This window comes from Streptomyces ipomoeae 91-03 (assembly GCF_000317595.1).
GTDB classification, from domain to species: domain Bacteria; phylum Actinomycetota; class Actinomycetes; order Streptomycetales; family Streptomycetaceae; genus Streptomyces; species Streptomyces ipomoeae.
In genome coordinates this window covers 1-16,951 of the sequence record NZ_AEJC01000555.1, presented here as the reverse complement: position 1 = coordinate 16,951, position 16,951 = coordinate 1, and the positions used below count along the sequence as shown (strand labels likewise).

General features: G+C 72.0%; 14 protein-coding genes and 1 pseudogene. 2 read left to right on the top strand and 13 right to left on the bottom strand.

The window, feature by feature from the left end:
- Positions 1 to 212: 212 nt before the first annotated feature.
- Entirely contained in the window at positions 213 to 689 is a 477-nt protein-coding gene (locus STRIP9103_RS36260) for an SRPBCC family protein (RefSeq protein WP_009331392.1), read from the bottom strand.
- Positions 690 to 922: 233 nt separating this feature from the next.
- On the opposite strand from STRIP9103_RS36260, the gene STRIP9103_RS36255 reads away from it, so the two are divergent.
- Positions 923 to 1,486, top strand: a complete 564-nt coding sequence (locus STRIP9103_RS36255; RefSeq protein WP_009331401.1) for a hemerythrin domain-containing protein — start codon at positions 923 to 925, stop codon at positions 1,484 to 1,486.
- Between the two features lie 90 nt (positions 1,487 to 1,576).
- On the opposite strand, the pseudogene STRIP9103_RS36250 reads toward STRIP9103_RS36255, so the two are convergent.
- Positions 1,577 to 1,975, bottom strand: a pseudogene (locus STRIP9103_RS36250) (MFS transporter); the annotation flags it as partial.
- Between the two features lie 248 nt (positions 1,976 to 2,223).
- On the opposite strand from STRIP9103_RS36250, the gene STRIP9103_RS36245 reads away from it, so the two are divergent.
- Entirely contained in the window at positions 2,224 to 5,073 is a 2,850-nt protein-coding gene (locus tag STRIP9103_RS36245; RefSeq protein ID WP_009331404.1) for a Tat pathway signal sequence domain protein, read from the top strand.
- A gap of 73 nt (positions 5,074 to 5,146) precedes the next feature.
- On the opposite strand, the gene STRIP9103_RS36240 is transcribed toward STRIP9103_RS36245, so the two are convergent.
- From STRIP9103_RS36240 to STRIP9103_RS36195, 11 genes are all read right to left on the bottom strand, one after another.
- Positions 5,147 to 6,499 (bottom strand): MFS transporter, encoded by a 1,353-nt coding sequence (locus STRIP9103_RS36240; protein WP_009331408.1) that lies wholly within the window; start codon positions 6,497 to 6,499, stop codon positions 5,147 to 5,149.
- A 137-nt stretch (positions 6,500 to 6,636) separates the two neighbouring features.
- The gene (locus STRIP9103_RS36235; protein ID WP_009331417.1) at positions 6,637 to 6,963 is read right to left on the bottom strand and encodes an SCO4225 family membrane protein; all 327 of its coding nucleotides are present in this window, start codon (positions 6,961 to 6,963) and stop codon (positions 6,637 to 6,639) included.
- Between the two features lie 94 nt (positions 6,964 to 7,057).
- Positions 7,058 to 7,741: a response regulator gene (locus STRIP9103_RS36230; protein ID WP_009331406.1), complete on the bottom strand. Its 684-nt coding sequence runs from the start codon at positions 7,739 to 7,741 to the stop codon at positions 7,058 to 7,060.
- Entirely contained in the window at positions 7,738 to 10,224 is a 2,487-nt protein-coding gene (locus STRIP9103_RS36225; protein WP_078614169.1) for a histidine kinase, read from the bottom strand. Before STRIP9103_RS36225 ends, STRIP9103_RS36230 begins: the two co-directional genes overlap by 4 nt.
- Before the next feature lie 203 nt (positions 10,225 to 10,427).
- Positions 10,428 to 10,913 carry an alpha/beta fold hydrolase gene (locus STRIP9103_RS36220; RefSeq protein WP_324605712.1) on the bottom strand — a complete coding sequence of 162 codons (486 nt, stop codon included), beginning with the start codon at positions 10,911 to 10,913 and terminating at the stop codon, positions 10,428 to 10,430.
- A gap of 14 nt (positions 10,914 to 10,927) precedes the next feature.
- The gene (locus STRIP9103_RS50950) at positions 10,928 to 11,074 is read right to left on the bottom strand and encodes an esterase EstC domain protein (protein WP_009331389.1); all 147 of its coding nucleotides are present in this window, start codon (positions 11,072 to 11,074) and stop codon (positions 10,928 to 10,930) included.
- A 113-nt stretch (positions 11,075 to 11,187) separates the two neighbouring features.
- Entirely contained in the window at positions 11,188 to 11,898 is a 711-nt protein-coding gene (locus STRIP9103_RS45355; RefSeq protein ID WP_009331414.1) for a maleylpyruvate isomerase family mycothiol-dependent enzyme, read from the bottom strand.
- Positions 11,895 to 12,728 (bottom strand): fumarylacetoacetate hydrolase family protein, encoded by an 834-nt coding sequence (locus tag STRIP9103_RS36210; RefSeq protein ID WP_009331396.1) that lies wholly within the window; start codon positions 12,726 to 12,728, stop codon positions 11,895 to 11,897. Before STRIP9103_RS36210 ends, STRIP9103_RS45355 begins: the two co-directional genes overlap by 4 nt.
- Positions 12,725 to 13,963: a cupin domain-containing protein gene (locus STRIP9103_RS36205; protein WP_009331412.1), complete on the bottom strand. Its 1,239-nt coding sequence runs from the start codon at positions 13,961 to 13,963 to the stop codon at positions 12,725 to 12,727. Before STRIP9103_RS36205 ends, STRIP9103_RS36210 begins: the two co-directional genes overlap by 4 nt.
- Positions 13,960 to 15,627 carry a (2,3-dihydroxybenzoyl)adenylate synthase gene (locus STRIP9103_RS36200; protein WP_009331390.1) on the bottom strand — a complete coding sequence of 556 codons (1,668 nt, stop codon included), beginning with the start codon at positions 15,625 to 15,627 and terminating at the stop codon, positions 13,960 to 13,962. Before STRIP9103_RS36200 ends, STRIP9103_RS36205 begins: the two co-directional genes overlap by 4 nt.
- Positions 15,620 to 16,951 (bottom strand): acetate--CoA ligase family protein (locus tag STRIP9103_RS36195; RefSeq protein ID WP_199790605.1); only part of this gene is annotated, 1,332 nt, incomplete at its 5' end. The genes STRIP9103_RS36195 and STRIP9103_RS36200, both read right to left, overlap by 8 nt.

Here is a 16,951-nt window from a genome sequence, read left to right as displayed (position 1 = left end):
CCCGCCGCAGCGCAGGCATCCACCCTTGACGGTCACACGCTCATCACCGGTGACGGTCACAGGCTGATGCGGGTCATCAGCCGGTCCGGCGTGTGGCAGGCCACCCTGTTCGTACGGCGTTCGATGTCATGATCGTGAGGCGTCGTTCGTGAGGTGTCCTCGGTGAGGTGCCGTTCGTGAAGTGTCCTTCGTGAGGCGTCGTTCGTGAGGTGTCAGAGAGGCGTGCCGGGGTCTCCGGGGCGGATGCGTCCGCGCCAGGCGCCGGTCTCGCCGCCGCGGCCCTCGATGTACTCCTTGAAGCGGCGCAGGTCGCCCTTGACCCGCCGGTCGATCATGCCCAACGCGTCCGCACCCTTCTCAACGACACCCGTGGGCTCGACGTCCATCGTGAGTTCCACCCGGGTGTGGGCGTCGTCCAGGCGCTCGAACCGGACCGACCCCCGCTGCCGGGTGTCGCCGCCGATGGCGCGCCAGGTGATCCGGTCGTCCGGCATCTGATCGACGATCTCCGTGTCGAACTCCCGCCGGACTCCGCCGATCTTGGTGACCCAGTGGTTGTGCCGGTCGTCGAGCTGGCGTACCTCCTCGACGCCCTCCATGAAGTTCGGGAACTCCTCGAACTGGGTCCACTGGTTGTAGGCGGTGTGGAGGGGAACCTCGACCTCCACTGCTTCCTTGACCGTGCTCATGGGGTCCTCCTCGTCGGTGTTCCAGCGTGCCGGTACCGCCGGCCCGCTGCGGTCTGTGCGACACCGGGTACCCGGGTGAGCCGCTCCAAGACCCGTCCGGGACTCATCCGGCGTCATGAACGGGCCTCGTGCGACCGCATGCCTCGTGTGCCGAGGTGAGTCGTGTGAGCCCTCCGGGGCCGGGTACCCGGGGCCGCGGCAGATCCTTCGGGCCGCGAACAGGAGGTGCGGACATGGGACACGGAGGAAACGTGATCGACGAGCTGGTGACCGATCACCGGGAGGTCGAGGAGCTCTTCGGGAAGATCGAGGCACTCCAGCCCGGTGACAAGAACCGCAAGTTGTACGCCGACCAGGCGACGATCGAGCTGGTCCGGCACTCGGTGGCCGAGGAGGCCTACCTCTACCCGGCCGTGCGCGAGCACATGGCGGGCGGCGACGCGCTGGCCGACAAGGAACTTGAGGACCACGCCAAGGCCGAGCAGATCATGAAGGACCTGGAGCGCTGCGACGCGGACGACCCCGAGTTCGACCGTCTGGTGGGGTCGTTGATGAGCGAGATCCGCGCGCACATCACCGACGAGGAGGCCAACCTCTTCCCGAACCTGCGCGCCACCTGCTCCGCCGAAGCCCTCGACGAACTGGGCGACAAGGTCCGCCAGGCCAAGAAGACGGCGCCGACCCGTCCTCACCCCTCGGCACCGGACAAGCCCCCGGCCAACAAGCTGCTGGCCCCCGGCGCCGGCCTGGTCGACCGCCTCCGCGACGCGCTCACCGGACGGGGCAAGTCCAGCTGAGGAGGTGCCCGCCCGGGTCGGCGACGTGGTGCGGCGCGGGCGGGTTCACGCCCGGGTGGGCGGCGGAGGGGGATGAGGGGCGTCGAGCAATGTGTAGCCGAAGCCCGCCGTGATCGCGAGACCTCCGGTCCAGGCGCCCAGGGCGTTGCCGATGTTGGACGCGGACACGTTGGCGCCGGCCGCCAGTGCCGTACCCCGCGCGAAGTCCGTGACCCGCGTGATCATGCCGGGCACACTCGCGAACCCGAACACCCCCATCAGGAACACCAGGATCACCGAGGCCGTGGCACTGTCGGCGAGCAGACCGAACGCGGTCAGGGTGACGGTGAGGCCGAGCAGGGCGAGGACCAGCGCCCGGTCACGGTCGTGGTCGGCGGCCCGCCCGCCGACCAGGTTCCCGACGACCAGGCCGACGCCGTACACCATGAGCAACCAGGCGACGTCCTCCGAAGAGAAGCCGCTGACCTCGGTGAAGGTGTGGGTGATGTAACCGTTTACGAAGGAAGCGTAGGCCCAGGAGAGCGGAGCCCACAAGACTGTCGGGCCCCACCATCGCGCACAGCGGCCCCGATCAAGCCCGTACGTTGCTTCTGACCTGCTTTTACTCGACCCTCGACGGCATCGGAAGAACCCTTCCTGTGAGTTGGAGTTGAGCCATGCATGGCCATTGACCGGCCTCACTCCTTCTCACTAGCGTGGAATACGTTTACCAGAGCATCGCCGAAGGGAACGTCCACGTGTCCGAAGCACTCCAGCGCAGATCCCTGCTCAAAATGACCGTGGGCGCCACCGCCGCGGGATGGCTGTGGCAGGGCGGCACCGCACAGGCTGCCGCCGCCACGAGCGTCGACGAGGAGCGCGGTTCCGGTCCCCTCGACACGCTCGTCTTCGGGGACGCCGCGTCGGAGACGGCACACGGGCTGACCGCGGCCCTGTCCGATGTCGTCACCGGCGGGCTCGACCAGGCCGCCCGGGTGCTCAACGCCCCTGAGACGGCGGGCTTCTGGGGCGGGACACTGTCCGCGACGATGGCCTGCAAGCCAAAGGGTGCCACCTACGTCACCGTCAAGCTGTGGGGCTCGGACAGCGGTGCGGAGCTCGGGCGGCTGCAGCTCTTCGCCGAGGGCAAGCAGGTCGGCCACTACCATCTGGGCGCCGTCGACCCCCTCGACATCGCGGGCGACGATCCGCGCGCTCCGGAGCGGTTCTTCTTCCACACGCTGCCGCTTCCCCTCGATCTGACGGAGGGCAGGACGTCGGTCACGCTGGAGATCCGTGCCATGGGGCGCATCGCCGGCTACGCGGCCACGGCCGACCAGTACTACAAGGCCATGGAGGGCCCGAGCCGCACGATCTACCGCCTCTACACCCATGACGAGCCGTACTTCGACCCCGCCGACGGGGACGTCACCGGCACCCTGCCGGCCGCGACCGCCCGTACCTCACCCGGCGACGAGATCATCGGCACGATCAACGACCGCGTACTCGCCCGGGCCGCGTCCGAGGCGTCCCGCACCACCGCCCAACTCGACCTGTGGTACCTGGACTTCCTGGCCCGTGCCTACCGCATGCCGGCGACGGCCGCGTACGAGAACATCGCCGTGCCGCCGCAGATCGCCCGGAGCCTCGACGGCGTCTACTGGAAGTACCTCTCCGACAAGACCGTGCTGACGGGGTCCAGCCAGCAGTGGATGGGGCTCGGCCGGTCCGGGCTGGTCATGCTGGCGCTCGCCGATGTGCTCGAACCGCTGCTGGACGAGCCCGTCCTCGGCTCGCCGTACGGACTCACCAACCCGGGCTTCGAGTTCGGCACCACGGGCTGGCGGTCGTCCACCTGGTCCGGCAGCGGCACCGCCTCCCGGGACACCACCGTCTTCCGCACCGGCCACGCCTCCGCGAAGGTGACGATCCCCGCCTCCGGTACGGTCGGCTACACGACCTCGGCGAAGCTCCCGGTGGATCAGGGCGCGTACACCTACGGCGTCTGGATCAGGACCGCCGGTGTCGGCGCCGACAGCGCTTATCTGGACGTGCTGTTCTACGACGCGAACGGCGCCCTGGTCGGCACGGACAACAAGTTCTACGCCTCGTCCGGCACCCACGACTGGGAGCAGGTGACGGCCAGGCTCACCACGCCGGGCACGGCCACTCACGTCACCCTGAGCATTCGGCTGTCGGGCGCGGGCACCGCCTGGTTCGACGACCTGACCATGGTCCAGCCGGACGGTTCGTCGTACACGCCCGTGGTGCGCCGGAAGGCCTGGGCGAAGATGCTGCTGGACAGCCGCGAGTACTGGCGGCAGAACTTCCCGCAGTACACCAACCAGGCCATCATCTGCGCCATCGGTCTCTACCTCGCCGACCGGGGCCTGACCTGGCTGGGCTCCGACAAGGCCTGGGGCGAGGAGAAGGCGCGCGACTACCTCTACCAGTCCGTCGGCCTGGCCCCCTGGCTGGGCCCGGAGACCGAGGACGGCACTCCGACCGAGCCGCTGGGCGGCTCCTACTACCAGGTCACCAGGAAGGGCCTGTCCAAGGAGCTGGGCTACGCGGGCAGTTACGGCGAGCTGCAGGAGTGGCTGTCGTTCGTGTACGACGCGGTGACGGGCATCGGCGGCGTCGAGGACAGCACGCTGCGCGACCATCTGATCAAGATGGCCAAGGCGCGGATGGTCTTCCGCCATCCGTCCCTGGACCGCGACGGCCACCGGGCGATGCGCCTGGAGACCGTCGTCGGATGGCGTGACACCGAGTACCCGGGCAAGGTCGCCTACGACGAGGACACCAAGTGGGACGGCCACGCGCTGAAGATGGCCGCCCTGATCAAGGACCCGGACCTCACCTCGTACGCGCAGCAGTCCATCGCCGACGGGCAGGTGTTCCAGTCCCTCGCCGACTCCCACGGGATGACGGTCTCCGCCCGGACGAACCTCAACCTGATCAGCGCCGCCGACGACTACGCGTACATCAGCGGAGCCACGGGCAGCGGCGCGCGGCTTCCCATGACGCCGGGGCAGCCGGACTTCGTGTTCGCCGACGAGGAGAACGGGCTGGTCGCGGTCAAGCACGGCGAGGAGATCCTGTACGCCTCGCTGTACTGGCGGGCCCGCTGGGGCGTCAACCGGCTCGCCCGTGTCCACCACATCACGGCCGAGGGCGTCGAGCGGTCGGCCACGGTCTGGCAGGACGTGAAGTACGTCCCGGACGGCCGGGCGTTCACCGAACCCGACTGGGTCAACTGGGAGTTCGGGGTGGGCGACCTCGACATCCCGGACGGCGGTTTCAACCCGCCCGGCGACACCCCGCACCAGGCGTTCGCCGGTCAGGTGCTGCCGTTGGCCAAGGCGCCGGACGACGTTCCGGAGCGCGCGGCGGGTGTGGAGAGCCCGTACGCCGGGCGCGCCTCCTTCTACCGGTGCGTGTACGGGCCGTATCTGATCGCCATGAACACCACCGAGGACCACGCCTACACGTTCACCACGAAGGGGTTCGGCGCGTCGACGGACCTGGTGACCGGGGCGAAAGTGGGCGGGAACGTCGAGCTGCGGGTGAAGCCCGGCACGACCGTGGTGCTGCGCAGGCGCTGAGGTGGTGAAGCCGGGGCGGCGAACCGCCGTGTCGGTGTGCGGCGCCCTTGCCGCCCCGGCTTCGTTGATCCGATCAGGCGGGCACGTTCTCCTCCGTGGTCGTGTGCTTGGCGTGCCGTTCGGCGAGGGAGTCGCCGTGGGTCTCGCGCAGGAACAGCAGGGCCAGTACGGTCGCGGCGGCGCCGCCGCAGAGGAGTAGCGACACGGGCGTGCTGCCGCCGCCGTTCCCGGCGACGAGGCTCTCGGCGATCATCGGGGAGAAACCGGCGCCGATGAGGGTGGCGCCCTGGTAGCCGAGGGAGGCGCCGGTGTAGCGGACCCGGGTGCCGAACATCTCGGTGAGCAGGGCGCCCAGCGGGCCGTACATCACCGACTGGGCGATGCCGTGGCCGAGGACGACGGCGAGGATCAGCAGGCCGGGCGACCCGGAGTCGACCAGCGACAGGACCGGGAAGGCCAGGGCGGCGGAGGCGAGGGCTCCGGCGAGGACGACCGGGCGGCGGCCGATCCGGTCCGAGAGCGCGGAGGCGGAGGGCAGGACCACGAGCGCCACGCACGCGGAGACGGTGAGCGCGGTGAGGACCTGCGGGCGGGTGTAGCCGATGCCGGTGGCGTAGGCGATCATGTAACTGGTCAGCAGGGACTGCGCGGTGAAGGCGCCGATGCCGACGCAGCAGGCCAGCAGCACCGGGCGTGGGCGGCGCAGTACGTCGAGGATCGGCAGCCGGGACTCGGCCCGGTCCTTCTTCACCTCGGCGAACAGCGGGCTCTCGACCACCTTGAGCCGGACGAAGAGGCCGACGCCGAGCAGGACGACGCTGAGCAGGAACGGTACGCGCCAGCCCCAGGCCGCGAACTGGTCCTTGGGCAGGGTGACGACGAGCGCGACGACTGCGGTGGAGAGCAGGGAGCCGAGCGGTGCTCCCATCTGCGTGAAGCTCGACCACAGCCCGCGCCGCTTCTCCCCCGCGTGCTCGACGACCATGAGGGTGGCGCCGCCCCATTCACCACCGATGGCGATGCCCTGGACGACACGCAGGGCGATCAGCAGGACGGGGGCCCAGACGCCGATCGCGTCGTACGTGGGCAGCAGGCCGATGAGGAAGCTGGCGCCACCCATGAGGCCCATGGTCAGCAGCAGCATCGACTTGCGGCCGAGCCGGTCGCCGAAGTGGCCGAAGAGCACACCGCCCAGTGGGCGGGCCACATAGCCGGCGGCGAACGTCCCGAAGGCGGCGATGGTGCCGACGGCCGGGTCGGCGCCCGGGAAGAAGAGCTCGCCGAAGACGAGCGCGGCGATGGTTCCGTAGACGAGGAAGTCGTAGAACTCGACGGCCGTGCCGAGGAGGCCGGAGAGTGCGACGCGACGAAGTTGCCGGTTCCGTTCTGCGTCCGTGAGTGGTGCTGCGATGGGGGACGTGGACATCGCGGTCTCCCTGGAGCGGGTGGGGGAAGGACAGCGAAAAGATAGGCACACACGTTGCGGTCGTCAATAATCTGCACAACATTGGCCGACAGTGCGGCCCTGAACGGTCGGCGTCGGTTGTCTTTCGGCGTGTCCGATCAGGACACCGGGTTCGCGGTGTCGCCCCGGCGGAGGGCACGGGCGCAGAGGCCTATGAGGGTGGCGTTGACCAGGGCCCCGAGGACTACGGCGACGATCAACATCGCGCCGCCGTCCGGGAGTACGAAGAGGATGAAGCTCGCCGGGGCGGTGGCGAGCAGGGGGATGACGCCCGCCATGGACTCGTCCGAGCTGTCGCCGACGGTCACGACGATCGCCCACACGAGCAGGGCGGCACAGACGCCGAGGTAGATGAGGGCGACGATGTCGCTGAGGGCGTGGCGGAGGCGACGGGGGAGGGAGCGGTCGGTATCGGTACCGGTCATGGGTGGACTCCTCGGTGGTGGTGGGCAGCGGGCAGTGGGCAGGCCGGAGGGCTCCCCGGCGGGGAGCGGCGGTCTGTTGGGGGGCGGACGGGCGTCAGAGGTGGGCGCCCGGTGGGTTCGGGCGGGCCAGGCCCAGGTCGTAGGCGAGGATCGTGGCCTGGACGCGGTCGCGCAGGCCGAGTTTGCGGAGCAGGGCGTTCACATGGGACTTGACGGTGCCCACGGTGATGCCGAGTTCGTCGGCGATCTCCGCGTTGTTGAGTCCGGTCGCGACCAGGGTGAGGACATTGCGTTCGCGGCCGGTCAGGGTCTCCAGGACCGCCGCGCTGCCTTCGGGGTGGAAGCCGGCACCCGCTCCCGACGCGTAGTGGCCGATGAGCCGGCGGGTCGCGGACGGGGCGAGCACGCTCTCGCCGGTGGCCACCACCCGGATGCCGTGCAGCAGTTCGGAGGCGTGCACGTCCTTGAGGAGGAAGCCGGAGGCGCCGGCGCGCAGTGCGTCGAAGACATATGCGTCGAGGTCGAAGGTGGTCAGCACCAGGACGCGGGGCGCGTCGTCGCGGCCGGTGATGATCCGGGTGGCGGCGATGCCGTCCAGTTCGGGCATCCGGACGTCCATGACGACCACGTCCGGGGTCAGTTCCTCGGCGAGCCGCACGGCGGCGGCGCCGTCCGCCGCCTCGCCGACGACCGTCATGTCCTCCTCGGCGTCGATCACGGCGGCGAAGCCCGCCCGTACGATGCCCTGGTCGTCGACGACCAGCACCCTGAGGCTCATCGCTCCCTCTCCTCGTCGCTCTCTTGAGCGGCGCCGCTCTGTCGCGCGGCGTCACTCCGCTGCGGGGCGTCACTCTGCTGCGGGGCCGGAAGGCCGTCGCCGGTCGGGGGCCCGTCGGCAGCCGGGACTCCGTCGCCGTCCGTGGCGAGCGGCAGCCGGAGGCGGACCGTGCCCGGTGGAGCGGTGGTCAGGGTGCCGCCGACCGCCGCGACCCGCGCCGCCAGCCGTTCCCGTACGGCGGTACCGGAAGCGTGGGGCACCCCGGTGGCCGTGAGCGTCAACATATCGTCGTCGGCGTCGAGTTCGAGCAGTGCGGGTTCCTCGCCGCCGGCCGCGAGCATCGTCTCGGCGGCGTGGTAGGCGGCCAGGTCCACGGCGGTGGGCAGTCGTTCGGGTACGCGGTCGGTCAGCCGTATCTCGACGTCGCGGCCGGTGGCCCGGCACTGATGGGCGAGCAGGTCGAGGGCCTGGAGGGTGGGCTGTGGCCGCAGTTCGGGCGCGGTCTCGCCGGCCCGGACCGTGTCGAGCAGGGCGCGCATCGCGGCCAGGGCCTCGCGGGCGCGGTCCGCGGTCGTGTCGAGCCGGCCCGCCTCCGCCTCCGCGATCATGTCGGCGGTGCGCTCCAGCACGGTGGTCTCCAGCCCGGCCGCGATCCGGCGCCGCTCCGCCCATGCGTCGCGTACGGCCTCCTCGGTCCACACGGCGAGCCGTTCCTCGCGGACACCCCGGGCGGCCCGGTCACGCCGGCCCCGCAGTGCACCGGCCCAGCAGGCCACGCCGACGGCCAGGGCGGCCCCTGCCGTCGCCCCGGCCACGACCGCCCAGACGGGGACCGTCGTACCCCGGTCCAGGACGGCTGCGGTCGCGGCCAGGGCGTGGGCCGCCGTGGCCGTGAGGGGGAGGGCCAACAGGGCTGCGCGGGGCCGGTCTTCGTCGTCGGCCACGGCACCGTGTACGCCACCGCGGTGGGGGCGCCCGGCGGCGCGCCCCCGGCCGGTCACCGCGCGGGCCGTCACGTCCGCGGCGAGGGCCACGCAGGTGGCGAGCATGCTCAGGGCTGGTGGCAGGAGGGCCGGGCCGGTGTAGTCGCCCGTGGTCATCGCCAACGGCCAGAGCAGGGCGAGGCCGAGCAGGGCGCCGTACGCGGTGCGGGGTGCGCGGCGGCGCCACAGCAGGGCCACCGCCTGGGCCCCGGCCAGCAGCGCGAAGAGCACACCGGCCGAGACGTGCGACCCGTTCGACGTGGTCTCGGCGCGGATGACCAGGGTGGGGAGCAGTGGTTGGAGGCAGAGGCCGAGGGCCGCCGCCATCTGGGCGAGGCGGTAACCGCGGGGTACGGATCGTTCCAGCGGGGCGGCGGTCCGGCCGGGCAGGACCGCCCGTACCTCCCAACCGCCTTCCGCCGTGGGGCCGGTGGAGAGGGTGCCGCCCAGCTCCCGGGCCCGGGACCGCAGGAAGCCCTGGCCGCGTCCACCGCCGAGACCCGCGCCGTGCGCCACCGAACCGGCCGGTGGTGCCGCGCTCGTGACCACGACATCGGTGCGGGTGTCGCCGTACCGGCACAGCACCGTCGTCCGCGCGCCGGGGGCGTACCGGGCCACGTTGGTCAGTGCCTCGCGCACGATGCCGAACGCGGCGTCGGCGACGGCGCCCTCGGGCAGGGGGTCGATCTCGCAGTCGATCTGCTGGCCCAGTCGGCGGAACCCGGCGACCAGGTCCCGCAACCGCTCCTCCGGGGACGGAAGTTCCTCCCGTGAGGGTGCCGGCGCCCGCACCGCGCCGAGCGCCCGGGTGACCTCGCGGCCCGTCTCGACGGCGAACTCCAGGGCCTCGGAGGCCAGTTCGGGACGACGCTCGCGCAGCCCCAGGGCGGCCCCGGCGGTGACGACCACGGCCGTCAGATGGTGGGCACTGACGTCGTGCAACTCCCGTTCCATACGGCGCCGTTCGACCGCCGGGAGCCGATGGCGCTCGGCCTCGGCCCGCTTCAGCAGTTCCTCGGCGGCCCGCTTGGCGCGACGGGTCCGGCGTACGAACAGACCGGCGCCGCACGTGGCCGCGTACAGCAGGGCGGTGAGGACGAGGTCGAGTCCGTCGCGGTCGCTGAGGCCGTGCAGGGTGAGGCCGTACAGCGACTGCCAGAGTGCGAGCGCCACCACGCACAGGACGGTCGTGAAGGTGTCGCGTTCGGTCGCCACGGTGAACAGGGCCAGCGCGACGCCCACGGTCCCGAGTACGGCCATCGCTCCCGTGGGCAGCGGCCCGGCGCCCAGCGCGCAGGCCGCGGCGACCACGACGAGGGTGGTCACCGGGCGGCTGCGGCGGAGGGCGAGCGCCGCCGTCACCACTCCGCCGACCAGGGCCGCCACGAGCAGCGCGGCCCCGGACGGAACCGTCCCACGCACCAGCGCGCCCCCGGGCCACACCACGGCCTGGACGCAGATCAGCAGGACCGGGACCAGCCGGTCGTCCATTCGATTCATGACGGACCAAGGCTATGGCCGCGCATGAACCGTTCGGCTCCGGCTGGAGGGGGATCTCCTTCTCTTACCTGGGTTGCAGATACGGCTGTTGAGGCGGTGTGCGGAAGGCGGCCGGCGGGCGCCCTACACCTCGCACGCTCTGACGAACGCGGCGGCGAGTTCGACCGGGCGGGTGAAGCAGCTCTCATGGCTGCCCGGGGTCTCTATGAGCAGGGGGTTCTTGAGCCGTTGCGGGAAGCGTTCGGCCCAGGCCCACTCGCCGGGCAGGGAGAGGTCCTCGGTGGACAGGACGTAGGCGGTGGGATGTCGAGCGCGGTGAACGCCGAGGTGTCGGGCTTCTCCGTGAAGGTGCCGAGGGGTTGGGGCACGAGGAGGGAGTGGACGAGGCGCTGCGTCTCCTCGGCGGCGTCCTGCATGAACGCCTGCTGCCACACCTCCAGGGGCAGCGTCACCGTGTCGTCGCCGGAGGCGGCGGCCAGGGCGTGGAACATCTCGCCGTAATGCGGCGGGCACGCATCGATCAGCGACTCGCCGTCCTGCGGCACGAAGGCGCTCCAGAAGACGAGCCTCCGGACGCGGGAGGCGAGCCTGGGCGCCGCGCCCACCAGGACGTAGCCGCCCCAGCTGTGGCCGACCAGGGTGATCCCCTTGAGATCGGCGCGTTCCACGTACTCCACAAGGCTGTTCACGCAGTCGGTGAGGGTCACGCCGCGCGGGTCGTCGTCGGTGCCGAGGCCGGCCAGGGTCGGGTGTGCACCTCATGGCCGGCGGCCCTCAGCTCGTTCGCGACGGGGCGCCAGGCCCAGCCGCCGTGCCATGCCCCGGTCACCAGGACGAAGGTTTCGCTCATGCCGATCTCCTTTGATCGAGTGATGAAGGTCGAGAGGGAAGTCAGGTGGGGACGGTGAAGTCAGGTGAGGAAGGTGAAGTCGGGTCGGGAAGGTCAGGTGGGGACAGCCGAGTTCACAGCCAGCGTGGAAGGTCCGGGAGTTCACCCGTGACGTCCAGCTGTTCGGTGCCGCCCCGTCCCGTGAGCCAGGCGGCGAGGGCGTACGGCGGTCCGGTGACGGTGGCGCCGGAGGGCGGTGTGCCGAGTACGATCGTGCCGTGGCCCTCCGCCACCAACTCGGCGCCGGCGTCGATGCGTGCCGTCATCCATCCGGCGACGTCCCGTACGAGGGCCCAGGCGAGGTCGGGCGGAGTCGCGTCCATACCGGCGCCGACGCGCAGGTCGACCAGGTGGAGCCAGACCTCTCGGGCCCGCAGCCACGGCACCTCGGACGCCGGGATCTCGCGGCCCTGTCCGCTGGTGACGGTGGCCGACCAGGCGTCGTCCGACAGTGCCTCGGCGGCTTCACGGAAGCGGGCGGCGGACTCCCGTACGTCCGTCCGCTGCTGTGCGAGGGCCCGTCCGGCGCCCGCCTCGATGTCCGTCGCGCGCTGGTCCGGTGAGGTGTACATGGGGGTGGGGATGCCCGTCCGGGCCCAGGTCAGCAGGTTGACCAGGGCGTCGGCGTTGCGGGCGAGGTGGGTGAGGAGGTGGCCGCGGGTCCAGCCGGGGAGGGCGGACGGTTCGGCGACCGCGTCGGCCGGCAGCGCGTCGACGGCCTGCGACAGCCGGCGTTGCCCCTCCTCGACCCAGCCGAGGGCCTCGGCCCGGTCGGCAACGGTCACCGCTTGTCCTCGACGACGGTGTTCACGCACTCCCCCACACCCTCGACCACGGTCCGTACGACCTGGCCGGGCTTCAGGAACACCTTGGGATCACGGGCCGCGCCGACCCCGCCGGGTGTACCGGTGAGGACGAGGTCACCCGGCTCCAGCGTGGTGAACGTACTGATGTACGCGGCGATGTCCGCCGGTGTGAACAGCAGGTCGGAGGTGCGCGAGCGCTGCATGACCTGTCCGTCCACCTCGCAGCGGATCTCCAGGTCGGCCGCGTCGTCGATCTCGTCGCCGGTCACCAGCCAGGGTCCGGCGGGGGTGCTCGCCTCCCACGCCTTGCCCTGCAACCACTCCGGTGTACGCCACTGCCAGTCGCGCATGGAGATGTCGTTGACGACGGTGTACCCGGCGATCGCCGCCATCGCCTCCTCCTTGGTGGCGCGGCGGCGCAGCGGGGCCCCGACGACGAAGCCGAGTTCTGCCTCCCAGTCCAGTTGCCCGGTCTCCTCGGGGTGGACGACGTCGTCGCGGGCGCCGAGCAGACAGTTGGCGAACTTGGCGAAGAGGGAGGGGTACGACGGCATCTCGCGGCCCATCTCGGCGATGTGGGTGCGGTAGTTGTGGCCGACGCAGAAGATCTTGCCGGGGGTCGTGACGACGGGGGCGAGGTCGAGAGCGGCCACGTCGTGCGCCGGACCGTCGGCGGAGGCCGCGTGCGTACGCCAGTCGGGGCGGCGCAGCAGGGTGGCGACGTCGGGAGCGCCGGTCTCCACGGCCCGGTCGCCGTCGAGACGGACGGCCGCCGTGCCGTCGGCGGTACGGATGGTGGCGAGCTTCATGAGGTGCTGCTCCCGGTGTTCCCGGCCGTCTCCGGCCTGTCGGTGGAGTTCCCGGCCGTGGTCGGCCGCTCGGTGGTGGCGTCGGCCGTTCCCGGCCGCTCGGTGATCTCGGTGCGGGCGAGGTTGAGGGCCTCGTAGAGGGGCGCGTCGTTGAAGGTGAACAGGTCGAGGTCGGTGTGTGCGGCGATGGTCAGGGCGCACCAGGAGGGGACGGCGATGAGGTCGCCGGTGGACACCTCGATCACCCGGTCGTCGAGGGTGACGGTGCCGCTGCCCCGGAAGATCTGCCAGACCGAGGAGCCCACGGTGCGGCGGGTGGCGGTGGTGGCGCCGGCGCGCAGCCGGTGCATCTCGGTGCGCAGGCTGGCGAGGGCGTCGCGGCCGGTGGCGGGGTTGGTGAAGCGGATGCCCGCGTGGCCGGGCCCGATGGCCCCGGGGTGCCCCTCGTCCGCCAGCTCCAGCTGGGCGGTGAGGGCGTCGTCGGTGTCGGCCCAACGGTAGGCCATCAGCGGGGAGTTGGGCGTCTCCGGGGCCGCGATGGGCCGTAGCCCGGGGTGTCCCCACAGGCGTTCGTTGCGCGACCGGGAGGGGGTCGACCGGTCCGACACCCCGTCCTCGCCGAACTCGAAGAACCCGGCGTCCAGGCGGTGGACGAGCGGGATGTCGAGGCCGTCGAGCCAGACCATCGGCGCGTCGCCGACGTGGTGGTGGCCGTGCCAGTGCATGGACGGCGTGAGGAGGAGGTCACCGGGGCGCATCTCGACGGCGTCACCGTTGACGACCGTCCACACCCCCTCGCCCTCCAGGATGAACCGGAAGGCGCCCTGTGAGTGCCGGTGCGCGGGGGCCACCTCGCGCGGGCCCAGGTACTGGATCGCCGCCCAGAGATTGGGGGTCGCGTACGGCCGTCCGGGCAGCCCCGGGTTGGCGAGCGCGATCGCCCGGCGCTCGCCGCCCCGCCCGACCGGCACCAGGTCACCGGAGCGACGGGCCAGCGGCAGCAGGGTGTCCCACTGCCAGACGTGCGGTACGGCCTCGGGGCGCGGGGTGAGCGGCATGAGGTCGCCGATCTCGGTCCACAGCGGGATGAGCCCGGCCGCCGCGAACCCGTCGTACAGCTTGCGCAGTTCGGGGTCCGTCTCCTGCGGGGCTATGACGGGCGCGGGGCCCGGGGCTGCGGCCGGTGCGGCGCCCGGGGCTGTGACCGGCGTGGTGTCGGCGGTGTCACTGGTCATCGGGGGGTTCCTTCGGCGTCGAGGCGGCGTGCGATGTCGGCGCGCAGGGCCTTCTTGTCGATCTTTCCGACCTTGGTGGCGGCGAGTTCGGGGACGGCGACCAGCCGTTCCGGGAACTTGAAGCGGGCGCATCCGGCGCGCTCCATGACGTGGTGGACGTCGTCGAGGGTGACCGTGTGCCCGGGTTCCGGTACGACGTAGAGGCAGACGCGCTCACCGAGTCGGTCGTCGGGCATGGCCACGGCGGCGGCGCGGGCGACGCCCGGGGTCTGGTAGGCGAAGTTCTCGATCTCCTCGGCGGAGATGTTCTCCCCGCCCCGGATGATCATGTCCTTGTCGCGGCCCTCGACGACGAGGTTGCCGTCCGCCCGCAACCGCACGATGTCGCCGGTGCGGTACCAGCCGTCCTCGGTGAACGCGCGGGCGTTCTGCTCCTCGGCCCGGTAGTAGCCGCGCGGGGTGTACGGCCCCCGGGTGAGCAGCACACCGGCGGCCCCCTCGGCGACCGGGGCGCCCAGTTCGTCGACGACGAGGAGTTCGTCGTCCTCGCACATGGGGCGCCCCTGCGTCGTACAGATGACGTCCTCGGGGTCGTCCGGGCGGGTGTAGTTGAGCAGTCCCTCGGCCATGCCGAACACCTGCTGGAGCGTGCAGTCCAGTTCGGGCCGTACCCGGCGGGCGACATGGTCGGCGAGCCGGGAGCCGCCGACCTGGAGCAGTCTCAGCGAACTCAGGTCGGCCTCGGGGTGGTCCGCCCGGTGGTCGAGCCAGCGCTGGGCGACGGCCGGCACCAGGGCGCTGACGGTGACGCCCTCGCGTTCGATCAGCGGGAACGCCTTGTCCGGGTTCGGGGAGCCGAGGACGACCCGGCCGCCGTTCAGCAGGGTGCCGAGCAGGCCGGGGCAGGCGAGGGGGAAGTTGTGCCCGAGGGGCAGTGCGGCGAAGTAGACCGTGTCGGGGCCGAGTTCGCAGACCTCGGCGCTGCGGCGGGCGTTGTAGAGGTAGTCGTCGTGCGTGCGGGCGATGAGCTTGGGCAGTCCGGTGGTGCCGCCGGAGAGGAGGAAGACGGCGATGGAGCGGCTGTCGGGCCGGTACGCGTCCACGGCGGCCCGCGCCCCCGGCGCGGCGGGCCCGGCGCACAGCTCCCCCAGGTCAACGGCCCTGTCGTCCACCTTGTCGCCGAGGACCAGGACATGCGCGAGGGTGGGCGATCCATCGGCGATCTCGAATGCCATCGCCTGGTGGTCGTGGTCCTTCAGGAAGTCCGGCACCGCGATGGCGACCGCCTCGCTGTGCTCGACGAGATGGCCGATCTCGTGTCTGCGGTGGCCGGGCAGCGCCATGACCGGGATGACACCGAGACGCAGACACGCGTAGGTGAGGATCACGAACTCGACGGTGTTGGGCAGTTGCACCACGATCCGGTCGTCCGGGCGCAGGCCCAGCGCGGCCAGACGCTGGGCGGCGGCGTCCGCGTGCTCGGCGAGTCGCCGGTACGTCAGCCGTCGGTCGCCGTCGACGACCGCGATCGCGTCGGGGGGCGCGTCGGCCGCGGCGTGGAGCCGGTCGCCGAGGGCGACGCCCTCCCAGTAGCCCCGTGCGGTGTATCTCTCGGCGTACTCCGCCGGCCAGGGCACGGCGCCGTCGCTGCTCGGCCTAGGCATGGTCGTTCTCCTCTGTGGTCGTGTCCGTGGTCGTGGGCACGTTCTCCTGTGTCGTCGTGGGCACGATCACGGCGTCCAGTGCGATCAGTCCGTCGGCGGTGAGCCGCAGCGGGTTGATCTCGATCTCGGCGGTCCCGGGGCTCGCGGCCAGGGCCCCGGCGAGCGCGGCGACGACCCGCCCGAACTCGGCACGGTCGAGCACCGGCCCGCCACGCCACCCTTCGAGCAGCGCCCCGGCCGCGAGGTCGTCCGGCATCGCGGCGGCCTCGGCGACGGACAGCGGGGCGAGCCGGATCGCCACGTCGGCGAGCGCCTCGGCGGCCGTACCGCCCAGCCCCACCAGCACGACCGGCCCGAACACCGGGTCTCGTCGCACACCGAGCACGAGGTCGATCCCGGCCGGGGCCATCGCCTCCACCAGGTAGCGGCGCCCGGCCCCGATCGCGTCCAGCGCCGCGTCCAACTCCTCGGCGGTACGCACCCCCAGATGGACCCCGCCGATCTCCGTCTTGTGCAGGATCGCGGCGTCGAGCACCTTGACCGCGAGGGGCCCGCCCAGCGCGCGCAGGGCGCGGTGGGCGTCGGCACGGGAGTCGCAGGCGACGCGGTCGGGGGTGCGGATACCGAGTTCCGCGAGGAAGGTCTTGGCGGCGTTCTCGTCGAGGGGGCCGGGCGGCACCGTTGCGGCAGCGGGCTCGGCCGAGGGCCGACCCGCCGTTTCCGCCGAGGACCGCTGTCGCGCGTCGGCCGACGGGGACTGCGCGGCATCCGCGGCGGCGAGAGCCGATGCCGGCGACGACGCGTCGAACTCGCCCCCCGGCACCCGCTCTCGCGCGCCCGCCACCAGACGTGGCCCGGTGTCGGCGGGAAAAGCCGATGCCGGTGAGATCTCGTCCGCCTCGTCTCTCAAGGCCCGCCCTCGCGCGTCCGTCACCAGCGCCCGTACGGCGTTGGCGGCGGACGTCGGCCCCGTGAGCGCCGGAACACCGGCCTTGTGGAGCCGGGCCCGTTGCTCGGCGACGTCCTCGGGAAGCCCGCCGACGACCACGACGGCCGGGGAGTCGGTGCCGAGGCCGGCGTCCTGGGCGGCGGAGGCGAGGTCGACGCTGTCGGGCTCGGTCAGGGCGTAGACGGCGAGCAGGTCGACCGCCGGGTCCGCGGCCGTGGTGTCGAGGACACGGGCGAAGGTCTCGGCGGGGCGGCCGGTGTCGACCGGGTTGCGCTGGTAGGTGAGCGGCGGCAGCAGTTCGCTCAGCGCCCGCCGGGTGGCCTCGGTCAGCTCCGGTACCCGGATGCCGTCGACGCCGGCCCGGTCCGCCAGCAG